This window comes from Carboxylicivirga linearis, assembly GCF_018271995.1.
Taxonomy (GTDB): domain Bacteria; phylum Bacteroidota; class Bacteroidia; order Bacteroidales; family Marinilabiliaceae; genus Carboxylicivirga; species Carboxylicivirga linearis.
Map to the genome: position 1 here is coordinate 709,111 of NZ_JAGUCO010000001.1, position 26,005 is coordinate 735,115.

Below are 26,005 nucleotides of genomic sequence, written 5' to 3' on the forward strand. Positions count from 1 at the left end.
TTTATATTATTGTTCGTAAATCCAAATTTTATAAATTGAGAAAAATCTAACATGAGAAAGCCAGAATTTATCAGTTATAATGGTAAAACATTTTTCTTTATGGACTTTTCAGATATGAGGAGTCGTGAAGAGGTTGACGGTTTAATACAACCGAGTGCGGAATATATTCGCAGCCAATCCGAAAAATCAGTATTGACACTAACCAATATTAAAGGAATGCACTTTAATAACGAAATCAAAAATGCGTTTTCCGATTTCTTAAAAGGGAATAAGCCTTTTGTTAAGGCAGGAGCTGTTGTGGGTATTGGTGGTTTACAACGTATTGTTTATAACGGCGTCATGAAGTTGTCTGGTCGCGATCTACGTTCGTTTGAAACACTTGATCAGGCTCAGGATTGGTTGGCTACAGTGAATTAATTTAACATTGTATTATATGCATAGGGATCGTTTTTGATCCCTTTTTTTATGCTTAATTTTGAAATAAAAACTGGATATGGAAAATATGTCATTTGTATTTTATTTAATGATTGCCTTTGGTCTTTTCCTGGTGATTGCAGTTATTATTAACTGGGAGTGGTATTTTAAACAGCGTAGAGCTCAGATTATTATAAAATCATTAGGGAGAACGGGTGCTCGCTGGTTATATGGTGCTCTGGGGTTATTTTTTGCTGTTGTTGGATACCTGGTAATAAGTGGAAATATAAAAATCTAAATAAGTTTAGGTGGGCTTGTAACCTTTTTCGTTCTAATAGTCTCTTACCTGCAAAACATTAAAATACTAGAATATGGAAAGTGTAAGAATTGTTGAAAATATCATGATTGGTATTGTTTGGCTTGCTTTTTTTGCAGGAGCATTTATGGCATGGTTTTTTTATGTCAAAGCAAGAAATACTGAGCGATTAGCTTTAATCGAAAAAGGAGCAGATGTAAATAACTTCTATGGAAAAAGGAATGACAAAAAGACTTTTAGATTTCCATGGATGAAATTTGGATTGTTGCTTAGTGGATTAGGTTTTGGTTTAGTGTTGGGGTTGTTTATCATTTCAATACCTGAATTAAAAGATTCATTAAATCAAGTTGCACCAGGCTTGGTTTTTGCATCTATGCTTTTATTTGGTGGTTTAGGTATGATCTTAGCTCATTTTGTAGATCGTAAAAAATAAAACAAGGCTCTTTAATGGAAGATATTTATATCGAAAAGGTTAAGAATGGCGATGTGGAGGCATTCCGGTTTATTATCCGGCAATACCAAAACATGGCCTTTTCTGTTGCAATGTCGGTGGTTAAAAATGAATTTTTAGCCCGTGATGTAGCTCAGGAAGCCTTTTTAAATGTCTTTCAGAATATTAAACAATTCAGAGGCGATTCAAAATTCAGTACATGGTTGTATCGCATCGTTATTAATAAAGCCTTTAGGGTAGCCGAGAAGGAAGGGAAGCATACTTTTGATAGCATTGATGATGTAGGTAAGGAGACGGAAGAAAACAGTATGGATAAACTTACTGATGATGAGCGTAAGTTCTATATCAATGAAGTGTTAATTCGGATGCCAGCTAACGAAAGCCTGGCATTGCGTTTATTTTATTTGCAGGAAATGGCAATGAGCGAAGTGCAGGAAGTAACAGGCTGGTCGTTGAGTAATATAAAAGTGATTTTGCATCGCGCCCGAAAGCGTTTTCAGGTAGAGTTGAATACGATTTTAAAAACCGAAGCTAAAAGTATATTGTGATGGAAGAAAACAAGTTTAAAGAGTTGTTAAGTGACAGTAAACTAAATATGCCCTTCGCTGATTTTGAAGATAGTGTGATGCAATCGGTTTATAAAGAAGAGGAAAGTCGTCAGGGTATTTTAAAAAATATACGATTGTCGTGGGTGTTTTTTACTATAGGTACTTTATTTGGCATTATTGCCACTATTTCTATTCCCTATATCCAACAACCCATCTTTAATTTTGATATGAAATACCTTCAAATACCTTTACTATTGGTGTTAACAGGTGTGTTAGTTTGGTTGATGGATGCTTTATTCCGATTCTCATTCCGTAATAGTCGAAAGTAAGTCAGTGCAAAAGGGGAAGCTTAGAATAAAAGTGAATATACTTCTGCTTTCTGCCTGTTTACTATGCTGTCTTTATAAAGAATAGATTGGTTAACTATTAAAATATGAGATAAACTACTATTAATTTAAAGAGGATGTACAATAATCGTAAGCGCTATGTAAATCAATCAATCTAAAGTCTGGTTTCTATAAGTCTAACAGTCTATATTAATACACGGTAATTAAGCTTTCTTTCGTTTTGGTAAGTTCGCCAAAAGATTCAGCTTTAATTCCTTTGCTTATTAGCAGAGCTTCCACATCTGCTGCCTTTTCAGGACGAACAGCCAATAGTAAACCTCCACTTGTTTGAGGATCACATACAAGCGACTTATAAGATTGTGATTTCAGGTTTACATTTTCACCGTAACTATTCCAGTTGCGATGTGTTCCTCCGGGCATACAACCTTGTTCAATATATTCATCCAATACATCCAATTTTGGAATCTTGTCGAATTCAATTTCAGCTGAAAGTCCACTTCCTTCACACATTTCACTCAAATGACCAATCAGACTGAAACCGGTTACATCAGTCATGGCTTCAACGCCATCCATATTAGCCAGTTCTTCTCCAATAGAATTGAGTTGGCTCATAATATCAGGAGCTATATCAGCATGTTCTTCTTTTAACTTGCCTTGCTTTTGAGCAGTGGTTAAAATGCCAACACCCAACGGTTTTGTTAGGTAAAGTAAACATCCTTTGGTGGCAGTATCGTTTCTTTTCAATTTGTTTAAATCTACGCGACCAGTTACAGCTAAACCAAAAATGGGTTCGGGACTATCAATGCTGTGTCCTCCTGCTAATGGAATTCCGGCTTCTTTACAAGCCTGACGACCACCTTCCATTACCTTTGATGCTTCCTCGGGCGGCAATTTATCTACCGGCCATCCTAATATAGCAATCGCCATCAGCGGAGTTCCGCCCATGGCATAAATATCACTGATGGCATTGGTGGCCGCTATTTTACCAAAAGTAAAAGCATCATCCACAATAGGCATAAAAAAGTCGGTTGTGCTAATAACGCCAGTTCCATCTCCTAAGTCATAAACAGCAGCATCATCGCGGGTATCATTCCCAACTATTAATTTGTCATTGCTTACAGGAGGTATATTGCTTTTTAAAATCGAACTCAAAACGGAAGGTGCTATTTTACATCCGCAGCCAGCACCATGGCTGTATTGTGTTAGTTTAAATTCCAACATATAAATGTTTTTGATAGTATTCAAGTATGGTTTGGGCATTTCGCTTTGAATCGGTATCTTCAAGTTTCAGAATCTCAATTTTATCTTCATCTCTTTTCGCCAATCCTTTTAAATAATATTTATCGTAGTATTCAAGAGTAATCAATGCTACTTTATAAAAATTGTCTTGTTCCAGAAAATCAAGAGCCTCTTTTGTTCTTTGAGGGCCAAGGCGTTTACTTATTCGTTGGATGGCATCGGCCAGTTTAGGTTTGTTATCCAATGCATATTCATTTACCAGTAACTTTGCCCTTTCTTCTTTTGAAATATCGATAAACAGAAGTTTATTTGCCCGCATTTTCTGAAACAGGTATTGCGGAATGTTTACATTACCAATATTCGGACTCTCGTCCTCAATCCAAATAGGGTGGTTGGTATTTAAATTGCGCCATTCCCAATACAAATTGTTTTCGAATTGTTCGGTTGTGGGTTGTTGTCCATATCCGATGCTACCAAAGGCCGAGCCTTTATGTTTTGCAATAAACTCAAGATCCAGTACTTGCTCCCCTCGATCTTTTAGTTCATTTAAAATATGAGTTTTACCACTACCGGTATAGCCACCTAATACATTGATTTTGTATTCATCAAATGAGTTTAGAGCTATGCCTCGAAAAGCCTTATAGCCTTTTTCAATAACATACACTTCAGTAAATCCATTGTCTTGCAGGTGTTGTGCAAAAGCATGACTTCGCATTCCGCCTCTCCAACAGTGAACCACTACTTTTTTGTTGGGAGCAATAGCTTTTGATCGATCAATGAATGATTGTAGCTTAGGATTTACATATTGATACCCTAAGTCAATGGCTGCTTGTTGCGACTGTTGCTTATATACAGTTCCTACATGAGCACGTTCATCGTTGCTGAATAGCTCTATGTTGATAGCACCAGGGATATGTCCTTTAATAAACTCACCGGGTGAGCGAACATCAATCAGAGGCCAGTCTTCAAAATCGTTCAAATATTGAGTTATGGTTATATCTATTGGCATGGGGTAAAGGTAATTATTCTACCCCAATGCTAGATAAAACAATGAAATTAAAAGTTACTTGTCTATTATCTTCTGCCTGATAACGATTCAATTACTTTGTATAAACTCTGTTTTCTTGCTCAGCAACACGAATAAATGTAGTTCTTTTAGTCAGTTCTTTAAGTTTTGAAGCACCAACGTATGTGCAAGTACTGCGTACCCCACCTAAAATATCTTGTACGGTATTTTCGACAGATCCGCGGTAATCAACTTCAACAGTTTTTCCTTCACTGGCGCGATATTCGGCCACGCCTCCAGCATGTTTTTTCATAGCAGTAGATGAACTCATACCATAAAACTGTTTGTATTTTTTACCATCTCGCTCTACTAGTTCACCGCCACTTTCATCGTGTCCTGCAAGCATTCCGCCTAGCATAACAAAGTCAGCGCCGGCACCAAAAGCTTTGGCTACATCTCCCGGAGAAGAACAACCTCCATCACTAATTATTTGACCTCCCAATCCATGAGCAGCATCAGCACATTCGATAATAGCAGAAAGTTGTGGGTAACCAACACCTGTTTTAATACGCGTGGTACATACCGATCCGGGTCCAATACCTACCTTAATAATATCAGCCCCGGCCAATATTAATTCTTCCACCATTTCTCCGGTAACTACATTGCCTGCCAGAATAGTCATGGTTGGAAATTGTGCACGTGTTTGCTTTACAAATTCTACAAAATGCTCTGAATAACCATTGGCCACATCAATACAAATAAATTGCATTTGGGGGTGAGCCTGAATTACTTTACTTATTTTTTCAAGATCTGGTTGGCCGGTTCCGGTGCTTATAGCAATGTATTTTTCAATGTCCTTGGGGGCTGTCTTTAAAAATTGATCCCATTCCTCAAAAGTGTAATGCTTATGAATAGCAGTAAAAATTCTCTTTTCAGCCAATTTAATTGCCATCTCAAAGGTCCCTACGGTATCCATATTGGCTGCCATAATAGGCACACCTGTCCATTCCTTTTGGCTGTTTCTAAACAGAAATGTTCTGTCCAGACTAACTTGCGATCTACTTTTTAAAGTGGACCTTTTGGGCCGAAACATTACATCTTTAAAACCTAATTTGATGTCGTATTCTATTCTCATAATTAAAGTTTTTAACTCATAAATGTAATTAATTCTTCACTGTTTGTTGGTGAGAATAAAATAAAAAAAGGACAGGAGTCCTTTTCTTTTAGTAGGTAATTACCATTTCATTAATCGGTTTTCGAACCTTTGGCAGATGCTGGTATTTATCTGTTTCAGATCTGAATCCTACGGCAGCCATTACAACGGATGTCAGATTCTTTTCTTTCAGTCCTAAAATATTATCAAACTCTTCATGGTTGAATCCTTCCATCGGACAAGTGTCGATATTATTAAGAGCACAGGTTGTTAATAGTTGACCTAATGCTATGTAAGTTTGTTTTGCTGCCCAAACTGTTTTTTCATCATTTGATAAGTTGGCCATTGATCCTTTCATCATAGAAGAATAATCAACCAACGAATCAACAGGTACTCCACGAACTTCTGAAACTAACTGAATAAAGGCATCTACATCCTTATCTTCTAAATTTGTTTTGGCCGCAAAAATAATAATTTGAGAGGCATCGGTTAGTTGTGGCTGTCCCCAGGCTGCATCTTTAAGTTTTTCTCGTATTTCTTGGTTTTCAACTACAATAATCTGATAAGGCTGCAAACCATATGAAGAAGCTGATAAGTTAGTTGCTTCCAAAATCAGGTTTAATTGATCGTTTGTTAGTTTTTTAGAACTATCAAATTGTTTAGTGGCATAGCGCCAATTAAGTTGTTTAATAATATCCATTGCAATTCGTTTTAAAAAGAAGAAACGTTAGTCAAGAGAATTTGTTTGATAGAAGGATTGAATTATGTGATTAGGAAATTTGTGTATCTAAAGAGTGTTAGTAATTTCGTTTTTATTACTATTGTATCTAAATGTCTATATAACAGATAAATTGTTGGTTAAGAAGTTGAGAGTTATTGTTGATAAATATTTTGCTACTATTCGAATAAAATTGTTGATTTTATTGGGGTGTTTTTTCTTATCTGTGCAGGCGCAGGAAAGGAAATACAGCTTCGACAATATTTCAGTTAATGAGGGATTATCTCAAAATACAATATTCTCGATTTTTAAAGATCACAGAGGTTTTATATGGTTCGGAACCAATGATGGGTTAAATCGCTATGATGGTCTAGAAGTGAATGTCTTCAGGGGTGCAGGAGTGAAGGGTAATAGTCTTTTAAATAGCACTATTACTGATATTGTTGAGGATGTTGAGCGTGATAGGATTTATATTGCTACGGCAGGAGGATTAAGTGTATTTGATCCATCTAAAGAAACTTTCACCAATTATAAGGTTCAGCAAGACAGCAATTCTATTCTATCCGATTTTCTATATGACTTGGAAATTGATGATGAAGGAACCGTCTGGATGGCCAATTCATATGGCTTAAGTGCATTTCATCCTGATTCGGCAAAATTCACCAATTATCAAACTTATCAATGTGAAGATGGTGAAATAAAAGATGCATCTCCTCTTTCGTTACTAGTTAGTTCTACAAATGAAATATGGCTGGGAACTTTTGGTCAGGGATTAATAAAGATTGGAAGGAAGAACCATGGTCATCAACTTTTTTTAAATAAAGTATCTGAAGATAAAACTCTTGAAAGCAATATTATTAATTGTATTGTGGAGTTGGAAGAGAACTATCTGATGGTTGGAACTGATAATGGTTGTTTTAAAGTTTGTACACAAACAGGTGAATACGAACCGTCCATTGCCCAAGGACAATATATTACACAAATTATAAAAGGGGTTGATGACGATTTTTGGATTGGAACCAAAGAAAATGGATTATTACATGTTGATAAAAACGGAAAGCAAGAAAAGTTTGTCAATAATAGATTTGATTCCTATTCAATCCCGGAAAACTATGTAACCTCTTTGTTTATTGATGACACCAATTTGCTTTGGATTGGAACTCATAATTCTGGGGTTGTTAAAATGCCGTTACAACCCAATTTCTTTCAACATTATTACAACGTACCCGATGAAAGTTCAGTTTATGGAAATGCAGTATTTGCTTTTGAACAAGATGTGCAGGGTAATGTATGGATTGGTACCTCTCAAGGTGTAACTAAATGGTATGTGAAGGAAAATCGATTTGAACATATCGATATTTTTAAGGATGGCAAAGATTATGCTATCTGGAGAATTTTGAGTGATCCTATTGGTATTGTATGGATTGGTTCCTCCAGTGGTTTAATAAAATATGATGTTGTACTTGATAAGGTGAAGCTGTATAATAATATTCCGGGAGACTCAACTTCATTGCCAAGTAATGATGTATTTGCTTTGGAGCGCGATGCTCAGGATCGTTTATGGGTAGGTACCAATTTTGGATTGTGCAGAATGGATGAAGAAAATGGTACATTTAAGGTGTATAAGCCGAGCAATAAAAAACATTCGATAAGTAGTGTCTCTATTTGGGATATAAAATGTGATTCTCAGGGTAGGCTTTGGATTGGAACAGAAGATGGATTGAATTTATACGATTATACTGCAGATCAATTTACTGTTATCAAGCATGAGGACGGTAATCCAAACTCAATTTTATCCAACCGCGTTAATACAATATCAGAAGGGCTGAATAATAAAATCTGGATAAGTACAGATAAGGGAGTCGATTGTATTGATGGAGATCTAAAGGTGTCAAAACAATATACTGAAGATACTGGATTGCTTAATGGTTTTGTATATTCTGTATTTGAAAATGGAGAAAATTTATGGTTCTCAACAAACCGGGGAATCAGTAGGTTAAATATGACAACCGGTGAAATTTTAAATTTCGACAGTAGTGATGGTGTGCAGGATTATGAATTTAATCCGGCGGCGATTGAATTATTCGACGGAAGTTATTTAATGGGTGGTATTAATGGGTTTAATAGGTTTCATCCTGATAGCTTGAAGCTTTCGAAATATGAACCACCAATATATTATACAGGACTGTATTTGTACGGTAAAGATGGTTCAATACGCGACGCCCGTGAAAGAGAGAATGTTTTTATTAGAACGTCTTTGATAACTGCATCAAGAATAAGACTGTCGCACGATGAGCGCTTCTTAACCTTAAAGTTTGCTTCGTTGGATTATAAAAATCCCCAAAAGATAGAGTATTACTATAGACTTAAGCCTAGCTTTCAAAACTGGATTCCATTACAAAATGAAAGCCACTTGAGTTTTGTGGATCTAAGGCCGGGTAATTATCAGTTGGAAGTTCGTTCAACCAATTCTGACGGATATTTATGTGATAATATCAGACAAATAGAGATTGTAGTGACTCCTCCATTTTGGGAGACAGCTTGGTTTATTGCTTTGTTGTCCTTTTCAGTTTTGCTTAGTGTTTTCTTCCTGGTTAGGTATCGCATACATAAGGTGCGAAAAGAAAAGGAAATACTGGCGCAAACAGTAAAGGAAAAAACGCACGATCTTCAAATACAAAGCAGTATTGCTCATAAGCAGCGCGATGAAATTGCAAGGCAGAAAAAACAGCTCGAAGAGTTTGCTCAATCGTTAGAGGAAAAGGTACAGGAACGTACAGCCCAATTAGAGAAAGCGAAGTTGGCTGCAGAAGAATCAGATAGGTTAAAATCAGCATTTCTGTCAAATATGAGTCATGAGATTCGTACACCAATGAATGCAATTATCGGTTTCTCCGATCTTTTGCTCGATGCCTCTCTTAATCCGAAAGAAAGACTTGACTATGCCGAAATGATAAAATCTAATGGTGATGAATTGTTGAATCTTCTAAACGATATTATTGATATATCAATGATTGAATCTGAGCAGATTATTACCAAGGCATCAAGTTTTTCTGTGAATAGTGTAATAACAGAGGTGTTTTATTCTTTCCTTAATTCTAAGTATCTGGTTGATAAAGATGAACTCGAACTTAAATTAGATATTCCTGATACGGAATTAACAATACAAACGGACCCCTTTCGCTTAAAACAAGTTTTAAAAAACTTGGTTAATAATGCATTAAAGTTTACTTCTCATGGTCATGTTAAGCTTGGATATATTGTAATTGATGGTCATGTTCGGTTTTTTGTTGAGGATACAGGTATTGGAATTGATGAGGTACATCAGCGGATTATTTTCGAACGCTTTTTGAAAGTAAAAAATGATGTTAGTAATTTATATAGAGGCAATGGATTGGGCTTAACGATATCAAAAAATCTGGTTGAGTTGTTAGGCGGAACAATAGGACTTTCTTCCCAGGAAGGTATAGGTTCATGTTTCTATTTTCAGATTCCAATTAAGAAATAATCTTTATTCCAGATGAAGTTCTGTGCCGGTTTTTATTTCGCGCATTACAAATGAGCTTTGTACATTACCAACATTGTTTACCGAAGATAATTTGTTATACACAAAGTGATGGTAAGTTTCCATATCCTCTGTTACTACCTTTAAGGTATAGTCGAACATTCCGGCAATGTGGTGGCATTCCAATACCTCAGGAAGCTCACTGATACTTTTTTCAAAGTCGCGGATTATATCGTGCGAATGTTCCTTTAACGAGACATTGCAAAAGGCTATTAACTCTTTACCCACTTTTTCCTTATTGATGATGGCAACGTATTTTTCAATCACACCGTTTCTTTCCAACCTCTTTATTCGTTCAAACACCGGTGTGATACTCAAATTGAGATGATGAGCCAGTTGCTTGGTCGTCATTTTTGCATCTTTCTGAAGAAGCATAATCAGTTTTTTGTCAGTAGCATCCAACTGTATAGCCGAATATTTTTCTTTTCTAATCATTTTATCGCAATTGCATAGAATAAATGACTAATATATAATTAATAAATAGAAATTAAAACTATATAAATGAATATAGATGGTATAATGAACTAGATATAGGTAACTTTGATAAAAAATAGTTCAGTTATGAAAAAGCGAAAATTACAACCGGAAAGTTTGATGATGAGTCTTGGTTATAATGCTCATGAGCATCAGGGAGCTGCCAAATGCCCCATATATCAAACATCAACTTTTGTTTTTAATAGTTGCGAAGAGGGAAAGGACTTTTTTGAGCTGGCGTATGGATTGCGTGACAAAAAAGAAGGTGAAGAAATGGGTATGATCTATTCTCGTTTAGATCATCCAAATATGAATATTTTGGAAAAAAGACTGGCAGCCTGGGATGAAGCTGATGCTGGTGCTTTTTTTTCAAGCGGTATGGCAGCTATTTCAACCAGTATATTAACCTTTGTAAAACCAGGTGATGTATTGTTGTTTTCTTCACCCGTATATGGAGGCACAGACCATTTTATACACCATGTTTTACCTCAATTTAATATAGGAGTTGTTGGTTTTGTGAAAGGAGAAAAAGAAGAAACTATCATTGAGAGGGTTGAAAAGTCATATCCGGGTCGTCGACCTTCTATGATCTATGTTGAAACGCCAGGTAATCCAACTAATTCAATTATTGATATAGAAATGACTTCGCGAATAGCAAAGTATTTCAGTACTAAAGATAGCAAATGTGTTTTGGCGGTAGATAACACCTTTCTTGGTCCCGTATTTCAGCATCCATTGCAATTTGGAGCTGATTTAGTTATATATTCAGCCACTAAGTTTATAGGCGGGCACAGTGATGTGGTTGCCGGTGCCTGCACAGGTTCAGATCAACTGATTAGCCAGATTAAGGGGATGCGTACTTTTTTCGGAAGTCAGTTGGATCCGAACTCCAGTTGGTTACTGCAACGTAGCCTTGAAACAGTGAAAGTGAGGATGGAAGCTCAGGCTAAAAGTGCACAAATAATTGCAAAATATTTAAAGAACCATCCATTGGTGGAAAAAATACACTATCTTGGCTATCTGGAAAATGATTCTGAATTGAAGGAAATCTTCGATAGACAGTGCCTTTCAACTGGTTCGATGATTGCTTTTGAAATTACTGGCGGCGAGAAAGAGGCGTTTTTGTTTCTGAATAACTTGAAATTATTTAAATTAGCAGTCAGTTTAGGATCCACCGAAAGCTTGGCAGAGCATCCTGCTACAATGACGCACGTAGACGTATCACCGGAAGACAGGGTGAAGTTAGGTATTTCACCATCACTGGTCAGACTTAGTATAGGACTGGAAAATCCACAGGATTTGATAGATCAAATAGAAAACGCCTTCGAAGTGGTTAAGAAGGCGAATAGTTCGGCCGTTTGTTAAAAATGGCTTGAATTTGGTTTTTATGGTTAATGTTTTGCTAAACCCCGCTGCGGCGGGGTTTTTGCAATAAATAGCAAACTTCTTTTAAAAAAATATCTCAAAACTTTTACTTAGTATTATTTAAATTGTTAAAATTGTAGTCTCAAAAAGTAAACTAAGTAGACTAAAATAGTATACAAATGGCTAAAGTTGGTGATTTAGATATAGAAAACCGTGTTTTTGAAACAACAAAGGAGCTGTTGATCAATCATGGTGTGAAGGGTTGGAATATGGACGAGCTTTCAGATGCTGTTGGTGTATCAAAGCGTACTTTGTATAAAATAATTGGCAATAAAGAGGACCTTTTATTTAAGGTTACTGAGAAAAACATTACCAGTGATATTAAGGAGAAAACTGATTTTTTACATGGTGATTCTCCTTATCCCGAACGTTTAAATGGCTTTTGTGAATTTATCACCCGAGGGTTTGATGAGTTTGTTCTGTTAAATGCCAATCATATAGTGAAGGAATATCCGCGAATTGGCTGCGTTGTTGAGAAAGAAAAAGAAAAACTAAATCAGTCTTTTGCTACCTTTTTTACTCTTGGTCAGGAGCAAGGCTATATTAATAAGGATTTGGATGTTAATATGGTAGCTGTTTTTATACAAAGTGTAATAACCTATAATATCAGCTTTTGTAAATCCTCTATCGAATTTAAAAACAAGGCTTTCCCCGAGTTAGAAATCATTATTAAAGGTATTCAGGTTTAAAAATCACTCATTGGCAGAATGCCATTTTTTTATGATTAAAAGTAAACTAAATATTCAAAAGTAGTTTACTGTGTATAGTGTCGACAATTTATTAATTACATACATTTATTAATTCAATTCAATGAAGAAGATTAGTTTGATGTTAATTCTGGCCAGTTTTTTATGGGCAGGATGTTCGCATTCAAAAAAAGTAGAAGAGAAAATCAGGAGTGTTAAAGTGGCGCAGGTAGTGTCGTTGAACGAAAGCAGCAATAAGCTTACTTTACCTGCCACTTTAAATGAAAGAAGAGGTGTTGATCTTGCTTTTCGGGTGGGAGGTCCTTTGGTAACTCTTAATAATATTGTAGGAGCTTATGTGAAGAAAGGAGATGTTGTGGCATCAATCGATCAGCGCGATTTTAGTGTTGGATTGGATAAAGCAGAATCGAATTACAAACTTTCGAAAAAAGAATATGAGCGCTACAAAGAACTATTAAAGCGCAAAAGTGTGTCGCAAAGTATGTTTGATCAAATGGAGGCTCGTTATATTCTGGCTAAAGGAAATTACGAGGATGCAAAACATGCATTTGAGGATACTCAATTAAGAGCTCCTTATTCGGGATATATTGATCGTGTTTATGTTGAGAATTTTCAGAAAGTGGTTCCTGGTCAGCCTATTATTTCTTTTATCGATTTATCGAGTTATAAAGTTACTGCCTGGATTTCGGCTGATGATGTGGCTAAAATTGGAGATGATACGCGCTTTGTTTGTAAAGTTAAAGAAGCAGACAATACGCTAAGTTTTGATGCCAAATTTCTGGAATTAGGTTCTAAATCAGGTTTTACAAAGCAATCGTACCCTATTTCGGTGGTTATCGAAAATACCAATGGACTAAAGTTAAGAGCTGGAACATCCATGCTATTGGAGTTGTATAACAAAGGTGAAAATGAAGGGAATACTAATGTTATCCCTGTAACATCTTTATTTACCCATGCTGGTAATACTTGTGTTTGGGTATTAAAAAATCAAAAAGTAGAACTTCGTAATATCCACGTTAATCGTGTACTGTCTGATAGCGAGGCAGTCGTAAATAAAGGTTTAAGTGAAGGTGAGGTAATTGTAAGTGCCGGTGCCAATTATTTGCAGCAAGGTGAGGAAGTAAAAGTTTATAAAGGCTTTTCAAAAACGAATAAAGGACGTCAACTCTAGAAAAATACTATGAATTTAGCGGAATATACACTAAAGAATAGGGTGTTTGTATACTTTATTCTGGCATTGGTGTTGATCGGTGGTGTTGTTTCTTACTTTAAAGTAGGTAAGTTAGAAGATGCCGAGTTCACCATTAAAACAGCATTGGTTGTTACCCGGTATCCGGGAGCATCGCAATACGAAGTAGAGCAGGAAGTAACAGAGAAACTCGAACGCGCTGCTCAACAAATGGATAATATCGATGAGATTTACTCTAGCTCTTATGCTGGTTTGTCCATCATTCAATTGGATTTAAAAGAATCCATGCGGGCTAATCAAATGCCTCAGGAATGGGATATTTTACGTAAGAAAATTAATGATGCACGCGGCGAATTGCCAATGGGAGCCCAAGCTCCAATGGTTATCGACGATTTTGGCGATGTTTATGGAATGTTCTATGCCTTAACAGGCGATGGTTATTCGCAGGATGAACTAAATGATTATGCCCGATTTATCAAACGTGAGTTATTAACCGTTAATCAGATTGGTAAAATCATTTTGTTTGGTGATAGAATGGAATGTGTGGATTTGATTATTAACCACGAGAAACTATCTGAATTAGGCATAAACCCTGGAGTTATTATTCAGGCTATTAATAATCAGTCAACCGTTGCTACAAGTGGAACGATCCAGTTAGATGCACTTAATATACGTGTAGCAGGTAATACCGCTTTTCAAAGCATTGATGATATAAAAAATACAATCGTTCAGGTAGGTGATGTACAGTTCTATGTGAAGGATTTAGTGGAGGTTAATAAATCTTACATCGAACCTGTTCAAAGCATGCAGCGATTCAATAATCAGCAGTCTGTGGGTATTGGAATTTCTACCATTAACGGTGGAAATGTGCTGGAAATGGCTGAAGATATTAATGCAAAATTAGAGTTGGTTGAAGAGCAGCTTCCGGTTGGGTTGGAGCTTCATACTATTTATGATCAGGCACGTGAGGTTGAAAATGCAAACAATGTATTCATTGTAAATCTAATAGAATCCATTGCTATTGTAATTATTATTCTATTGGTATCAATGGGATTACGATCTGGTATTCTTATCAGTAGTGGATTGCTATTTGCCATTTTAGGAACCTTGGTGGCAATGAAGGCTTTCAATATTTCTTTACACCGAACTTCTTTATCAGCCATTATTATTGCAATGGGAATGTTGGTTGATAATGCTATTGTGGTAACCGATGGTATTTTGGTGGCTTTGCAACGAGGGTTAAATCTTCGAAAGTCTATTGTTAATGTGGGTAAAACAACTGCCTGGCCGTTGCTGGGAGCAACATTTATTGCTATCCTGGCATTCTTGCCTGTGTTTCTAGCACCTAATAGTGCCGGAGAAATTAATGAGGATTTATTTAAAGTGCTGGCCATTTCGTTAGGTTTGAGTTGGATATTTGCAATGTCGCAAACTCCGTTAGTTTGTGAGCGATTTCTAAAACCAGGTAAGGAAGTAACCAACCCATACGGAGGAAAAGGGTATCGCATTTTTAAAAATGTGTTGGAAACAATTCTGAAGTATCGTAAACTATCGTTGGGCGCATTGATGTTGATGTTGGTGATTTCAATAGTTGCTTTCGGATTTACTAAAAAGGCATTTTTTATGCCATTGGAAAAAAACTATACTTTGGTTGATTATTGGTTGCCCGAAGGAAGTAATCTTTATAAAGTATCTGAAGATCTGTCAGAAATTGAAACCTATTTATTGGATAGTGTTCCTCAGGTAAAAAATGTGAGCACAAGTATTGGTCAAACGCCACCACGATATATGCTGAGTGCACAAACTCAGAACTACAATTCAGGTTTTGGACAGTTAATGATTGAAACACATGAATTGGATGAGGTTGCTGAAGTTAATGATATCGTCCAAAATACCATAGCACAAAAGTATCCAAATGCTCGCTTACGTATTAAAGGATACATTGGTGGCCCTCCTATTGAGTACAAAGTGGAAGCTCGTTTTATTGGTCCTGATCCTGCTGTGTTAAGGGATCTAGCCGATCAGGCAGAAAAGATTTTTCATGAAGAACCCATGTGTGGAGATGTTACAAACGATTGGCGTAACGAAGTTTTGGTTTGGGAGCCTCAATATGCCGAAGCTAAAGCTGCACGTGCCGGAATTACCCGTTCTGATTTAGGTGGAGCTATTTTAAGTGCAACATCAGCCGGATTGCCAATTGGTTTGTATCGCGATAATGATGTAATGCGTCCGATTGTTCTAAAAACAGATGAATCGGCTCAAAACAACTTAGAAAGAATTGCCAATTCAATGGTTTGGGGCCGTAATAGCAATGAGCCGGTTCCTTTAAAAGACGTAGTTGATCATCCTATTAAAGTCAATTTTGAAAATAGCGTTATTCAGCGTTACAACCGACAAAGAGCCATTACAGTACAGTGTGATCCATTGGATCCGGAAGTGAGTGGAAGTACTCTTATGTCAAAGGTTGGAGCTAAGATCGAAGCCATTCCTTTACCGGCAGGCTATTCTTTCATGTGGGATGGCGAGTATAAACCTTCGATGGAAGCCAATGAGGCCACTGGTACATATATGCCTGTTGCTATGTTATTAATTGTGCTTATTGTGGTGATGTTGTTTAATAGTATTCGCCAGTCGTTGATTGTAATGGCTATTATTCCACTTTCAATTATAGGTGTTTCAGCCGGCTTGTTTTTAACAGGTAAAGCCTTTGGATTTATGGCTATTACCGGATTTTTAGGATTGATTGGTATGGTTCTGAAAAATGCCATTGTAATGATGGATGAAATCAACCTTAATCTGAATAAAGAAAATAGCAGACCGTACGATGCAGTGGTAGATGCTGCTATTAGTCGTATGCGTCCAGTGCTGTTGGCAGCGTTGACTACCATCTTTGGTATGTTTCCGCTTATAACCGATGCAATGTATGGATCAATGGCAGTAACCATCATTTTTGGTCTTCTGTTCGCCACATTCCTTACATTATTGGTATTGCCACTGTTGTATGTATTGTTTTATAAAATCAAACCTGAAAACAATTAATAGTCATGACTCAATTTTTAAATAATCCATATTATCAATCAGAACAAAAAGGGAGTATTCTCTTCTTGCGATTGAATTATTGTCTTTTTCTCGAGAGCAAAACCTATGAGTATCGTGATGGATTAATCGACATGCTCGATAAAGTATCGAAAGATGAAACTGTCAAATCAGTTGTGATAAGTAATGATCATCCTAATTTTTCATTGGAGAGTTATCAACAAGTGTGGCACTCATTTTTTAAGGATAAAAATTACGAAGAAAAGGTTTTGCGAAGCTTTAGAGTTTTCGACTTGTTGGTGTTGAAGTTATTTGCATTGAAAAAAGTGGTTGTTTCGATGTTGGTAAAACCAATGAATGCTTTTCTTTTCAATTTTAGTTTTATTGCTGATTTAAGAATTGTATCCAAAGATTTTTATCTCGACAATAACAATGTTGATATGGTTAATATTCCCAAAGGAAGTACAATGCATAAGCAGTTTATCAATGCAACTATTAATCCAATCAATGTTTATTTTCTGTCGGACAAGATTTTTCCTGATGTTTTATCGAAGCATAATATGGTCGATCGAGTGTTTAATCCCGAGGAGTTGAACGAACGCTCAGAATCGTTGGTGCAACGTTTCGAAAATGTGCACTATGCTGAAATTGAAGCGGCAAAAATGACTAAGTCTGCTGATAATTTCGAGGGGTTTGAAAATTTGCTTCAGCAGGAAAATACTTTTCTGTTATCGTGTATCAGAGAGAAATTTAATGAGTCATCTCAGAAAATTCAACGTTTCCAATAAATTAAAAATCATAATGTTAAAATATAGTTTCACAATAGTTTTCTGTTTCATTGCCTATGTGGCAATGGGGCAGGAGGTACTAACGCTCGATAGCTGTCGACACAAGGCTTTGGAGCACAGCCAGAATGTGAAGACAGCCGAAGCGGATTACTCCATTAGCAAAGCTTCGCATAAACTAAGTAAATTAGGGCGCTTACCGCAGTTCGATTTTTCGGCTACCTATAATTATATGAATAAACCTCAGATAATGGAGATTCCAGGATTTGAATTGCCAACGCTAGGAGGCTTGCCAAGTGGAGTTTATTATCCGGGTGGAGTAACTAACCTGACATATCATAACAATTATAGTGGAGGTGTCGATTTAAGTTTGCCACTTTATTTGGGTGGTAAATTAAGGCATTACGTTAAAATGTCGGAGTATGGAGTTGGTATGGCAGAGCATAATCTTACCAATACAAAAGAAAACCTCATTCTTCAGGTTGATCAGCAATATTGGGCATTGGTTTCTTTAAAAGAAAATCTGAATGTTTTGAACAAGGCTGTTAAGATGCTTGAAGGAGTAGTAACGCAAACTCAGAACTGGGCTGATGTTGGTTTGTTAACAGGTAATGAAGTATTGAAGGTAAAAGTTGAGCTAAATAACGCTAAGTTATCAGTAATTAATCTGAACAATAATATATCGTTAGCCAAAATGGCATTAAATCAAACCATGGGCAAAAGTATTTTGGATGATATTGTTGTGGAAGATTCGGTAGTTATAGCCAGCGACTCGCCGGTTATGGTTGCTGATATTGAACAAAAAGCAGAAGAACGCCATGAGTTACAGATTTTGGCAAATCAGGTAAATATCAGTGAAGAAGACAGAAAGGCTGTGCGATCAGATTATTTGCCTCAACTGGTTTCGTTTGCCAATTATGGATTTCAAAATCCAAACCATAAGGCACAAGACGAAACAGAAATGGCTTTTGTGGCAGGTGTGAGTGTTTCAATACCTGTTTTTCATTGGGGTGAACGTCATGTGAAGATGCAAATGAAAAATATGGAAAGTCAGAAAGCACAGTTAACTTATGATAAAGCGAAAGAAGGATTAATTCTCGAAATTCAACAATGTGTTTATCAAGTGAACGAGTCGTTGGTGAAGATTGATTTTACCGAGGAATCATTAGAGCAAGCAGATGAAAATTTACAAATGGAGCTTAATAGATTAAATGAAGGTATAGTTACAACGACTGATGTTTTGGATGCTCAAGTGCAGTGGCAAAGGGCTTATGCCGATTTTATCGACTCTAAAGTAAATTACAAAGTAAATCTCCTTCATTATAAAAAGGTAATGGGGAGTCTTAATTATTAGTTTTGATTGACTTAATGATAATCCATTATTTCTGACGTATTAAACACCCGAAAATCTGTTTTACAACATTTTTTGTCTTCTTAATGCGTTTTTTACTTCCGAAATAATGGATTAATCTATACATTGTGACGCGTTTTTCGGAATGTAATAACACGATTATTTTTTAACGGTGTTTCTGAATAACGAAGTATTTACTCTTGAAATAAGATCCAAATCTATAAAATCAATTAGTATATTTTCACTACTGAAAAAATTTAGAATTATGCATAAAGAGCTCCGGTTGTCAGATAACAAGAATTTCTTTAAGGGAGTGCAGAAAGCTAAAGAAGGTGTGGTTTATTGAAGAATTCTTCGATAGAACAATGAAAAAACAATTGATGTTTATTAATCTGCCTGCATACATTTCAGAAATGTTTCAAAATGGAATTAGTTTTCTTATTTGCCGGGAATTATGCGTAAAAGCAACTCCTGTTTATTTACTATTTTATAAAAATGCAAATAATGGTTTCTAACTTTTTTGTTTGTTTTTAATGTATTGGAAATGAGTAGTGTTGTGATTTTAATTAGTAATGGGGAGTCAGTTGATTAAAACAACTGCTTTTAAAATATAAATTATGAAGGATATCAATAAAAAAAGGACAGGAACCCTTATTTCCATCCAGGATTCGTTGGTGAAGGCACGATTCTTTGATGATGTGATAATGGGGGAGACTGCTGAGATTTCCGTCGATGGGAAATTTCTTCAGGCAGAAGTCTTGCAGATTCAACCTGATCCGAAAAATGCCGACGCTGGCATTGTTGAAATGCAGGTTTTTGAAGATTTAACCGGTGCCAAAATTGGTGATGAGGTCGTATTTAAAGGTACACCTTTGTCCGTTTTGTTAGGGCCGGGACTCTTAACCAGTGTATGGGATGGACTTCAAAACCCCTTGTATAAACTAAGTGAAGAAGATTCGTATTTGAAACCGGGTATGAATGCCCCGGCCTTAAACGAAGAGACATTATGGGACTTTACTCCAAGTGTAAAAGTTGGTGATTCAGTTTCTGGAGGCGATGTTATAGGTTCAGTTCCTGAAGGAAAAGTGGACCACAAAATTTTGGTTCCATTTAGCTTTGGTGCTTGTACGGTTGAAAGCATTATCGAAAAGAGTTCGGTAAACATCACTCAGCAAGTAGCTATTGTGGTTGATGAACTAGGTAATAAGCATGAGCTGAAATTAGCTTTTCGTCAGCCGGTAAAAGCGCCTATTCCATTTAAAGAGCGTGCTATCCCAACAAAACCTATTTCTACAGGAACCCGAGTTATTGATCTATTAGCTCCTGTTGGATATGGAGGTACAGTTGGTAACCCTGGTCCTTTTGGAGCAGGTAAAACAGTATTACAGCACTCGCTTTGTAAATATGCTGTAGCTGACATTATTATTATGGCTGCCTGTGGTGAACGTGCCGGTGAAGCGGTTGAGGTATTTAAAGAATTTGCAGAGTTGGAAGATCCAACAACAGGTGAGTCTTTAATGAATCGTATGTGTATTTTCGGTAATACCAGTTCAATGCCTGTAGCAGCTCGTGAGGCTTCAGTATTTATCGCATTAACAGTGGGTGAATATTACCGTTATCAAGGTAAAAAAGTAGTAATGTTAGCTGACTCAACATCTCGTTGGGCACAGGCATTACGCGAGCGTAGTGGTCGTCAGGGTGATATTCCCGGACCAGAGGCTTTCCCAATGGATATTCCAGATCAGATTAAGGGTATGTACCAACGTGCAGGTGATGATTTAGGTACCGAAGGTTCATTAACTTTTATTGGTACTGTATCGCCAGCGGGTGGTAACTTCCAGGAGCCGGTAACACAGGCAACAATGGATGCAACCGGTGGTTTCTGGGGACTTTCTCAGGATCGTGCCGATGCTAAAAAATATCCAGCCATCGATCCTTTGGTGTATACAACTTCGGTTTATAACGGATTTGTATCATGGAAAGATCGCCAGAACATGATTAGTGCATTAAGAACAGCAAACGATATTGATCAAACCATTAGTACCATTGGTTTGAAAAAAGTACCTGTTTCAAATTATATACAATTTCAAAAAGGTCAAACCATCGACTTCTGTGTAATGCAGCAAGATGCTTTTGACAAAGTTGATGCTTGTACTCGTCCCGAACGTTTAGAAGTAATCAATGAAGCGGTTCAGAATTTAATTAGCAGCAATATTGATTTTGAAGCTGGCGAAATGGATGATGAACAATTAAAAGAGTCAATCAAGCAGAAGTTTGATGAGCTGCGTCAGTGGTGGCGCGATTGGAACTATTCAGCTACCACCGAAGAGCAATTAGCTCAGTTGCCAGGCGCAGTTAATAAATTTATTTTACAGGAGGAATACGCCGTATGATAAGAAAAGAAATTAATAAGATAAGCGAAGTAGGTAAAGCTCTTATTTCTGTTGAGGGTAATCCTGGAGTAGCGCTGAATCACGTGGTTGAATTGTTAGAAGCCGATTCAGGACAAAGCTTATCATTTGCTAAAGCCATTAATATTACAGAAGATTCAACTCGATTTCAGGTATTTAATGGTACTACCGGTTTAAGTACGCGAACTAAAATTCGCATGCACGAGATTCCTTTGACTGCTGGGTTTTCAAATAAAATGTTAGGACGTAGTTTCGATGGTTCTGGTGAAGTTGCCGATGGCGGACCAGAGGTTATCTTCGAAAAACAAGTATCAACTCGTTTGGATACTTTGAATCCTACTGTTCGTAACGTACCAAAACAAGCTTTGTGGACAGGTATTCCAATGATTGATGTTTTCAATACATTGGTAAAATCGCAAAAGATTCCAATTTTTGCGGGTCCAACAGAGCCATATAATCGCTTATTGTCGCAAATTGCACAAGGAGCTCAGGCTGACGTTATCATCTTTGCTGGTATTGGATTAAAGTTTGATGAGTATCAGTATTTTAAAGAACAATTATCGCAATCAGGTAATATTGATAAAACCATCATGTTTACTCACCTTGCCGGTGATTCGCAGATTAAAGGTTTGATGTTGCCCGATGTTGCCTTGAGTGTGGCTCGTGAGTTTGGTGATCAGGGAAAAGACGTATTGGTACTTTTAACTGATATGACAAACTGGTCGAACATCTTACGTAATGTTGCCAACTATCAGGATATGATTCCTTCATTGCAGGGATATCCTGGATCCTTGTACTCAGAGCTGGCAAAACGATATGAGGTAGCTGCCGATATCGAAGGTGCTGGGTCTATTACTATTATTGGAGCAACCACTTTGGAATCATTAGAAGATCCGGTTCCTGATAACACCGGTTATATTACCGAAGGTCAGTTCTTCTTGGATGGAGGTAAATTGAAATTAGCTCGTTCGCTTTCTCGTTTGAAACAAGGGGTGAATGGTAAAACACGTAGCGACCATCGTGCTATCATGACCGCTATGGCTTCTTTATTGGCCGATGCCGAAAAAGCTTTTGAAGCATCAGAGGTTGGAGCGGCTAATGACCCTTACTCTCAAAAATTATTGCGCTATCGTACCGACTTTATCGAGAATATCGAAGAGCCATTTGGTGAACCTATCGAGCTGGAAGCAGCTTTAGATAAATGTTGGTCTATTCTTAAACGCCATTTCGAACCTACAGAAACAGGCCTCAGTAAAAAACTGATTGAAGAATATTGGGATAAGAATTAAGCGGTTATCTATTTAAAAGAAAAAGAAATGAACGATAATAAAGAAAATCTGGAAGGGATTGTTGCCAAGCTAAAAGAGCAAGGAATTAATGCAGGAGAAGCTGAAAAGCAACGCATTATTGAAGAGGCTAAAAAACAAGCGGAAGCAATTATTTCTGATGCAGAAGCTCAAAAAAAGACCATTATAGATGAAGCCAATACAAAAGCAGAGCAAACAGGTAAAAATGCTCAAACTGCTTTAAAACAAGCTTCGCGCGATATGGTTGAAGCAACTAAAGTGGCTGTTCTTAAATACATGGAATCTATTTTTGGAGGATTGACTGAGAGTTTGTTTACTCAGGAACAATACCTGCAAGAATTGGTAAAAGCCGTGGTAGCTTCTATCGAAGGAAACAAAACAGTATCTGTACCTGCCGACACTTTAAAAGGCATGGAGGCATTTATTACCAGCGAAGGTTTAAAACAACAAGTTGAATTAAAACCGTTGGCTAATAGCGATGCTAAAATTGAGGTGCAGTCAAACGATAAGAGTGGCGTTCAGTTTGTTTTGAGCGATAGTGACATTCAACAAGCTATGTTTGCTTTGTTGAACAAAGATTTGGTTGAACGCATAACCCAAAGCCAGGAGGACTAAGTATGTCAAACTTGGTTTATTTAATGTCGAGTTTGCCTTCGTTGAGTTTTGGCCAGGTACCTCCTATTACGATGGAGGAGTTTACCCAGGATGCCAAAAGTCAGCTGTCGGCAAAGCACTTTAAAAAACTCGAACCGGTAGATATATATAAGGCAACCGATTCGGAAGGGAAGGTTGGTTTAAAGAGTATTAGTGTGATGTTAAACGAAATGCAAAATGATATTTCGGAAATAAGAGCAGCTAAAACTCAAAAACGAACACCCGGTTTACAGCGTCTTCCACAAGCTATTATAAATGCCAATCCGTTAGAACGCGAAAAGCTAATTATGCGGTGGCAGTGGGAGGAATTGGATACTATACTGGCTGGCGAAATGTTTACACTAACGGATGTAATGGTTTACAAACTGCGATTGCAGATTTTAAATCGTTTGAATTCGTTTGATAAAGAACAAGGAAAGCAGGTATTGGCATCCGTTGTTAATCCACCTAAAAAGGAGGAGGTATAATGGCAGGACAAAAGATAAAATATACAAAAACAGAACGTGCCCGTCAGAAGAAAATTCTGAAGGTATCATTGCGTATGTTGCCATTGTTCGAAGCCATGGAGAAATCCTTAATGTCCACAATTAATACAATTGCTGAACGAATTGAGGAGATCCGTCAGGAAATAGATAAGAACAATAAGGCTGCAGAGCCATGGGTAGCTGTAATGAGTGATTCTCATGTAGATATAAAATCATTTATTTCGGTTAATAAAGTCATTACTAAGCATATTGATGTAGCCGGTGTACGTGTGGATCAATACGAGGGTGTTGATTTTAATGTAAAGCCCATTGAGGATGATACTCCTTTATGGGTGGATGATGCAATTGAACTAATGCAGGTGCAATTGCAGTTGATGGCTGAAATTGAATGTTTGGAAGAACAGATACGATTGCTGGAGGAAGAACTTTTAGATGTTCGTGCCCGAATCAAACTGTTTGAAAACAGACGTATCCCGAATGCAAAAACGGCTATTCGTAAGATTGGTCAGAAATTGCAGGATGACGAGCGTTTGACGATTGCAACAGCAAAAGTGGTTAAAACCAGTCAAAAGGAAGGAGTGATGGTATGATTATAAAAATGAAAAAACTATTGCTCTTTATGTCTCATCCAACTAACGATATGGATGAAGATCTAACTGTTTTAGGGCAATTGGGATTAGTGCATATTAAGCCATTTCAACCCGCTAAGGATGATTCAATTGATCGTGTTCAGGACCGTATAAAGCAGTTGGAGAAAGCCATCTCAATATTAGATAATTGTGAAGAAGAAACAAATGCATCGGTTGATGTAAGCAATTATAAAAAGATTGAGAGAGGTGATATTGCGTTGTTGGATAAAGTTTTAGATATCAACAAGGTGAATAAACATCTTGAAAGGCAAATTGCTGAATACACCAAAGCGCAGGAATGGTATGATACCTGGGGAAAAATCTCGCTTGATGACATTCAGGCCATCAATAATAAAGGAGTGTATCTAAAGCTTTACGAAGTGTCTGAGAAGGATATGAAAACTATCCATAATCAGCAAAACGTAAAGGTGGTAGGGCAGTTCAATGGTGTAAATCAGGTTGCGCTTATCTCTGAGGATAAAGAAGCTTCGTTGAATTTTCGTGAGATAGAATTTTCTAAGTATTCTCAAGCGGAAATAGAACTTGCCATCACAGAAAAGACAGCTCAATTGAAAGAAGGCAAGGGGCATCTATTTCAACTTAGTAAGCAGAATGATTTGTTGAAAGAAGCATTAGCTGAAAGAGAGCGTCGTTTAAAAGTACGCACCGTTCAGTATGGAGGAATTGCTTTTCATGATAAAGTTCGTTGTTGGGAAGGATTTGTTCCGGAAGATAAAGTTGAAAGTGTAGTTGAAGTAGCTGATCAAAATGGTTGGGGGTATGTGGTTAAAGAACCTCGTCCTGATGAATATGATCAAGTGCCAACTTTGTTGAAGAATCCAACGTGGTCGCACAAAATAAAGCCCGTAATGAGCTTTATGGGCTTGGTTCCTGGTTACGATGAGATCGATGTGTCAAAAGTATTTTTAATCTTCTTTACCTTCTTTACAGGTATATTGGTTGGAGATGCTGGTTACGGTCTGATCTTTTTCGCCTTGACACTTTTTGCTCACTGGAAAACAGGCTTTGCCAAGAAGATTGAGTTCGGATTGTTTTATACGCTTTCGGTATCCGTTATGATCTGGGGTGTTCTTACAGGAACCTACTTTGGAGCTGAAGCCATTGCAAATATTCCATTTTTAAGTCAATTAAAAGTGCAGCAATTGGCAAGTTTCGGAGGAGATAACCTGAAGATTCAGCAGTTCATGTTCATGATTGGTGCTATTCATCTTACCATTGGTCATATACAAAAAGGTTGGAAATACCTAAATACTGTATTGGTTATTGCTCAGGTGGGTTGGATTGCTATTATCTGGGGGCTTTATTTTCTGGTAAGTCAAATGGTATTGGCCATTCCAGGGCCCGATTATATGGTGTGGTTATTTGCTGGAGGTTCTGTTTTGGTAGCACTGTTTTCAAGCCCTGGCCATCCTATTTATAAAGGCATCTTGTCTTCATTGGGTAATTTACCCTTGAATGTAATAAATGGTTTTTCAGATGTTATTTCATATATCCGTTTATATGCGGTAGGGTTATCTACAGTTTTGATGGCAAGTAGTTTTAACGATATGGCCATTGGTGATGGTATCACTACCATAGCGTCAGGAATTGGAGCTGTTTTGGTTCTTATTCTTGGGCACGGATTAAATATGACACTTGCAGCAATGGCTGTCCTGGTTCATGGTGTTCGCTTAAATATGTTGGAATATGCAGGCCATGCCAGTGTTGAGTTTTCGGGTAGTGATTACAACCCATTTAAATTAAAAAATAAGTAAAATCTAATAAAATTAAATAC

The 26,005-nt window shown here is 37.1% G+C and carries 23 protein-coding genes; 18 read left to right on the forward strand and 5 right to left on the reverse strand.

Annotated features, from left to right (window positions below; translation table 11 throughout):
• Window positions 1-51 precede the first annotated feature (51 nt).
• The 5 genes from KEM10_RS03120 (at window position 52) to KEM10_RS03140 (ending at window position 2,058) form a co-directional block, all read left to right on the forward strand.
• A complete protein-coding gene (locus tag KEM10_RS03120) occupies window positions 52-417 on the forward strand; it encodes a hypothetical protein (RefSeq protein ID WP_212213365.1) in 366 nt (121 codons plus the stop codon).
• Window positions 418-493: 76 nt separating this feature from the next.
• Window positions 494-712: an Imm17 family immunity protein gene (locus KEM10_RS03125; protein WP_212213368.1), complete on the forward strand. Its 219-nt coding sequence runs from the start codon at window positions 494-496 to the stop codon at window positions 710-712.
• A 73-nt stretch (window positions 713-785) separates the two neighbouring features.
• Window positions 786-1,163 (forward strand): DUF6249 domain-containing protein, encoded by a 378-nt coding sequence (locus KEM10_RS03130; protein WP_212213371.1) that lies wholly within the window; start codon window positions 786-788, stop codon window positions 1,161-1,163.
• Window positions 1,164-1,177: 14 nt separating this feature from the next.
• Window positions 1,178-1,729, forward strand: a complete 552-nt coding sequence (locus KEM10_RS03135) for an RNA polymerase sigma factor (RefSeq protein ID WP_212213374.1) — start codon at window positions 1,178-1,180, stop codon at window positions 1,727-1,729.
• The gene (locus KEM10_RS03140) at window positions 1,729-2,058 is read left to right on the forward strand and encodes a hypothetical protein (RefSeq protein ID WP_212213377.1); all 330 of its coding nucleotides are present in this window, start codon (window positions 1,729-1,731) and stop codon (window positions 2,056-2,058) included. Before KEM10_RS03135 ends, KEM10_RS03140 begins: the two co-directional genes overlap by 1 nt.
• Window positions 2,059-2,265: 207 nt before the next feature.
• Here the strand turns inward: KEM10_RS03140 and selD are convergent, their stop codons facing one another.
• From selD to KEM10_RS03160, 4 genes are all read right to left on the reverse strand, one after another.
• Window positions 2,266-3,297, reverse strand: a complete 1,032-nt coding sequence (gene selD / locus KEM10_RS03145) for a selenide, water dikinase SelD (protein WP_212213381.1) — start codon at window positions 3,295-3,297, stop codon at window positions 2,266-2,268.
• Complete coding sequence (mnmH, locus tag KEM10_RS03150; protein WP_212213385.1) at window positions 3,284-4,324, reverse strand: tRNA 2-selenouridine(34) synthase MnmH; 1,041 nt, start codon at window positions 4,322-4,324, stop codon at window positions 3,284-3,286. Before mnmH ends, selD begins: the two co-directional genes overlap by 14 nt.
• A 91-nt stretch (window positions 4,325-4,415) precedes the next feature.
• The gene (gene guaC / locus KEM10_RS03155) at window positions 4,416-5,456 is read right to left on the reverse strand and encodes a GMP reductase (protein ID WP_212213389.1); all 1,041 of its coding nucleotides are present in this window, start codon (window positions 5,454-5,456) and stop codon (window positions 4,416-4,418) included.
• A gap of 88 nt (window positions 5,457-5,544) precedes the next feature.
• A complete protein-coding gene (locus KEM10_RS03160) occupies window positions 5,545-6,174 on the reverse strand; it encodes an NAD(P)H-dependent oxidoreductase (protein ID WP_212213392.1) in 630 nt (209 codons plus the stop codon).
• A gap of 94 nt (window positions 6,175-6,268) precedes the next feature.
• Here KEM10_RS03160 and KEM10_RS03165 point away from each other — a divergent pair, with 94 nt between their 5' ends.
• Window positions 6,269-9,700 (forward strand): two-component regulator propeller domain-containing protein, encoded by a 3,432-nt coding sequence (locus tag KEM10_RS03165; protein WP_212213395.1) that lies wholly within the window; start codon window positions 6,269-6,271, stop codon window positions 9,698-9,700.
• Between the two features lie 3 nt (window positions 9,701-9,703).
• Here the strand turns inward: KEM10_RS03165 and KEM10_RS03170 are convergent, their stop codons facing one another.
• Complete coding sequence (locus tag KEM10_RS03170) at window positions 9,704-10,192, reverse strand: Lrp/AsnC family transcriptional regulator (RefSeq protein WP_212213398.1); 489 nt, start codon at window positions 10,190-10,192, stop codon at window positions 9,704-9,706.
• 126 nt (window positions 10,193-10,318) lie between these two features.
• On the opposite strand from KEM10_RS03170, the gene KEM10_RS03175 reads away from it, so the two are divergent.
• From KEM10_RS03175 to KEM10_RS03230, 12 genes are all read left to right on the forward strand, one after another.
• Window positions 10,319-11,596, forward strand: coding sequence for a cystathionine gamma-synthase family protein (locus KEM10_RS03175; RefSeq protein ID WP_212213401.1), 1,278 nt, complete (start codon window positions 10,319-10,321; stop codon window positions 11,594-11,596).
• 179 nt (window positions 11,597-11,775) lie between these two features.
• On the forward strand, window positions 11,776-12,345 hold the full coding sequence (locus tag KEM10_RS03180) for a TetR/AcrR family transcriptional regulator (RefSeq protein WP_212213404.1): 570 nt from the start codon (window positions 11,776-11,778) through the stop codon (window positions 12,343-12,345).
• A 121-nt stretch (window positions 12,346-12,466) separates the two neighbouring features.
• Complete coding sequence (locus KEM10_RS03185; protein ID WP_212213407.1) at window positions 12,467-13,534, forward strand: efflux RND transporter periplasmic adaptor subunit; 1,068 nt, start codon at window positions 12,467-12,469, stop codon at window positions 13,532-13,534.
• 9 nt (window positions 13,535-13,543) lie between these two features.
• Window positions 13,544-16,591, forward strand: a complete 3,048-nt coding sequence (locus KEM10_RS03190) for an efflux RND transporter permease subunit (RefSeq protein WP_212213410.1) — start codon at window positions 13,544-13,546, stop codon at window positions 16,589-16,591.
• A 5-nt stretch (window positions 16,592-16,596) separates the two neighbouring features.
• Window positions 16,597-17,376 carry a hypothetical protein gene (locus KEM10_RS03195; RefSeq protein ID WP_212213413.1) on the forward strand — a complete coding sequence of 260 codons (780 nt, stop codon included), beginning with the start codon at window positions 16,597-16,599 and terminating at the stop codon, window positions 17,374-17,376.
• Window positions 17,377-17,389: 13 nt separating this feature from the next.
• Window positions 17,390-18,727 carry a TolC family protein gene (locus KEM10_RS03200; protein ID WP_212213416.1) on the forward strand — a complete coding sequence of 446 codons (1,338 nt, stop codon included), beginning with the start codon at window positions 17,390-17,392 and terminating at the stop codon, window positions 18,725-18,727.
• 614 nt (window positions 18,728-19,341) lie between these two features.
• On the forward strand, window positions 19,342-21,117 hold the full coding sequence (locus KEM10_RS03205; protein WP_212213419.1) for a V-type ATP synthase subunit A: 1,776 nt from the start codon (window positions 19,342-19,344) through the stop codon (window positions 21,115-21,117).
• Window positions 21,114-22,424 (forward strand): V-type ATP synthase subunit B, encoded by a 1,311-nt coding sequence (locus KEM10_RS03210; protein ID WP_212213422.1) that lies wholly within the window; start codon window positions 21,114-21,116, stop codon window positions 22,422-22,424. The genes KEM10_RS03205 and KEM10_RS03210 overlap by 4 nt, the downstream gene beginning before the upstream one ends.
• A gap of 27 nt (window positions 22,425-22,451) precedes the next feature.
• Window positions 22,452-23,057: a hypothetical protein gene (locus KEM10_RS03215; protein WP_212213425.1), complete on the forward strand. Its 606-nt coding sequence runs from the start codon at window positions 22,452-22,454 to the stop codon at window positions 23,055-23,057.
• Between the two features lie 2 nt (window positions 23,058-23,059).
• Complete coding sequence (locus KEM10_RS03220) at window positions 23,060-23,563, forward strand: DUF2764 family protein (protein WP_212213428.1); 504 nt, start codon at window positions 23,060-23,062, stop codon at window positions 23,561-23,563.
• Window positions 23,563-24,171 carry a V-type ATP synthase subunit D gene (locus KEM10_RS03225; RefSeq protein ID WP_212213430.1) on the forward strand — a complete coding sequence of 203 codons (609 nt, stop codon included), beginning with the start codon at window positions 23,563-23,565 and terminating at the stop codon, window positions 24,169-24,171. Before KEM10_RS03220 ends, KEM10_RS03225 begins: the two co-directional genes overlap by 1 nt.
• Before the next feature lie 8 nt (window positions 24,172-24,179).
• Complete coding sequence (locus KEM10_RS03230) at window positions 24,180-25,985, forward strand: V-type ATP synthase subunit I (RefSeq protein WP_212213432.1); 1,806 nt, start codon at window positions 24,180-24,182, stop codon at window positions 25,983-25,985.
• Window positions 25,986-26,005: the final 20 nt, after the last annotated feature.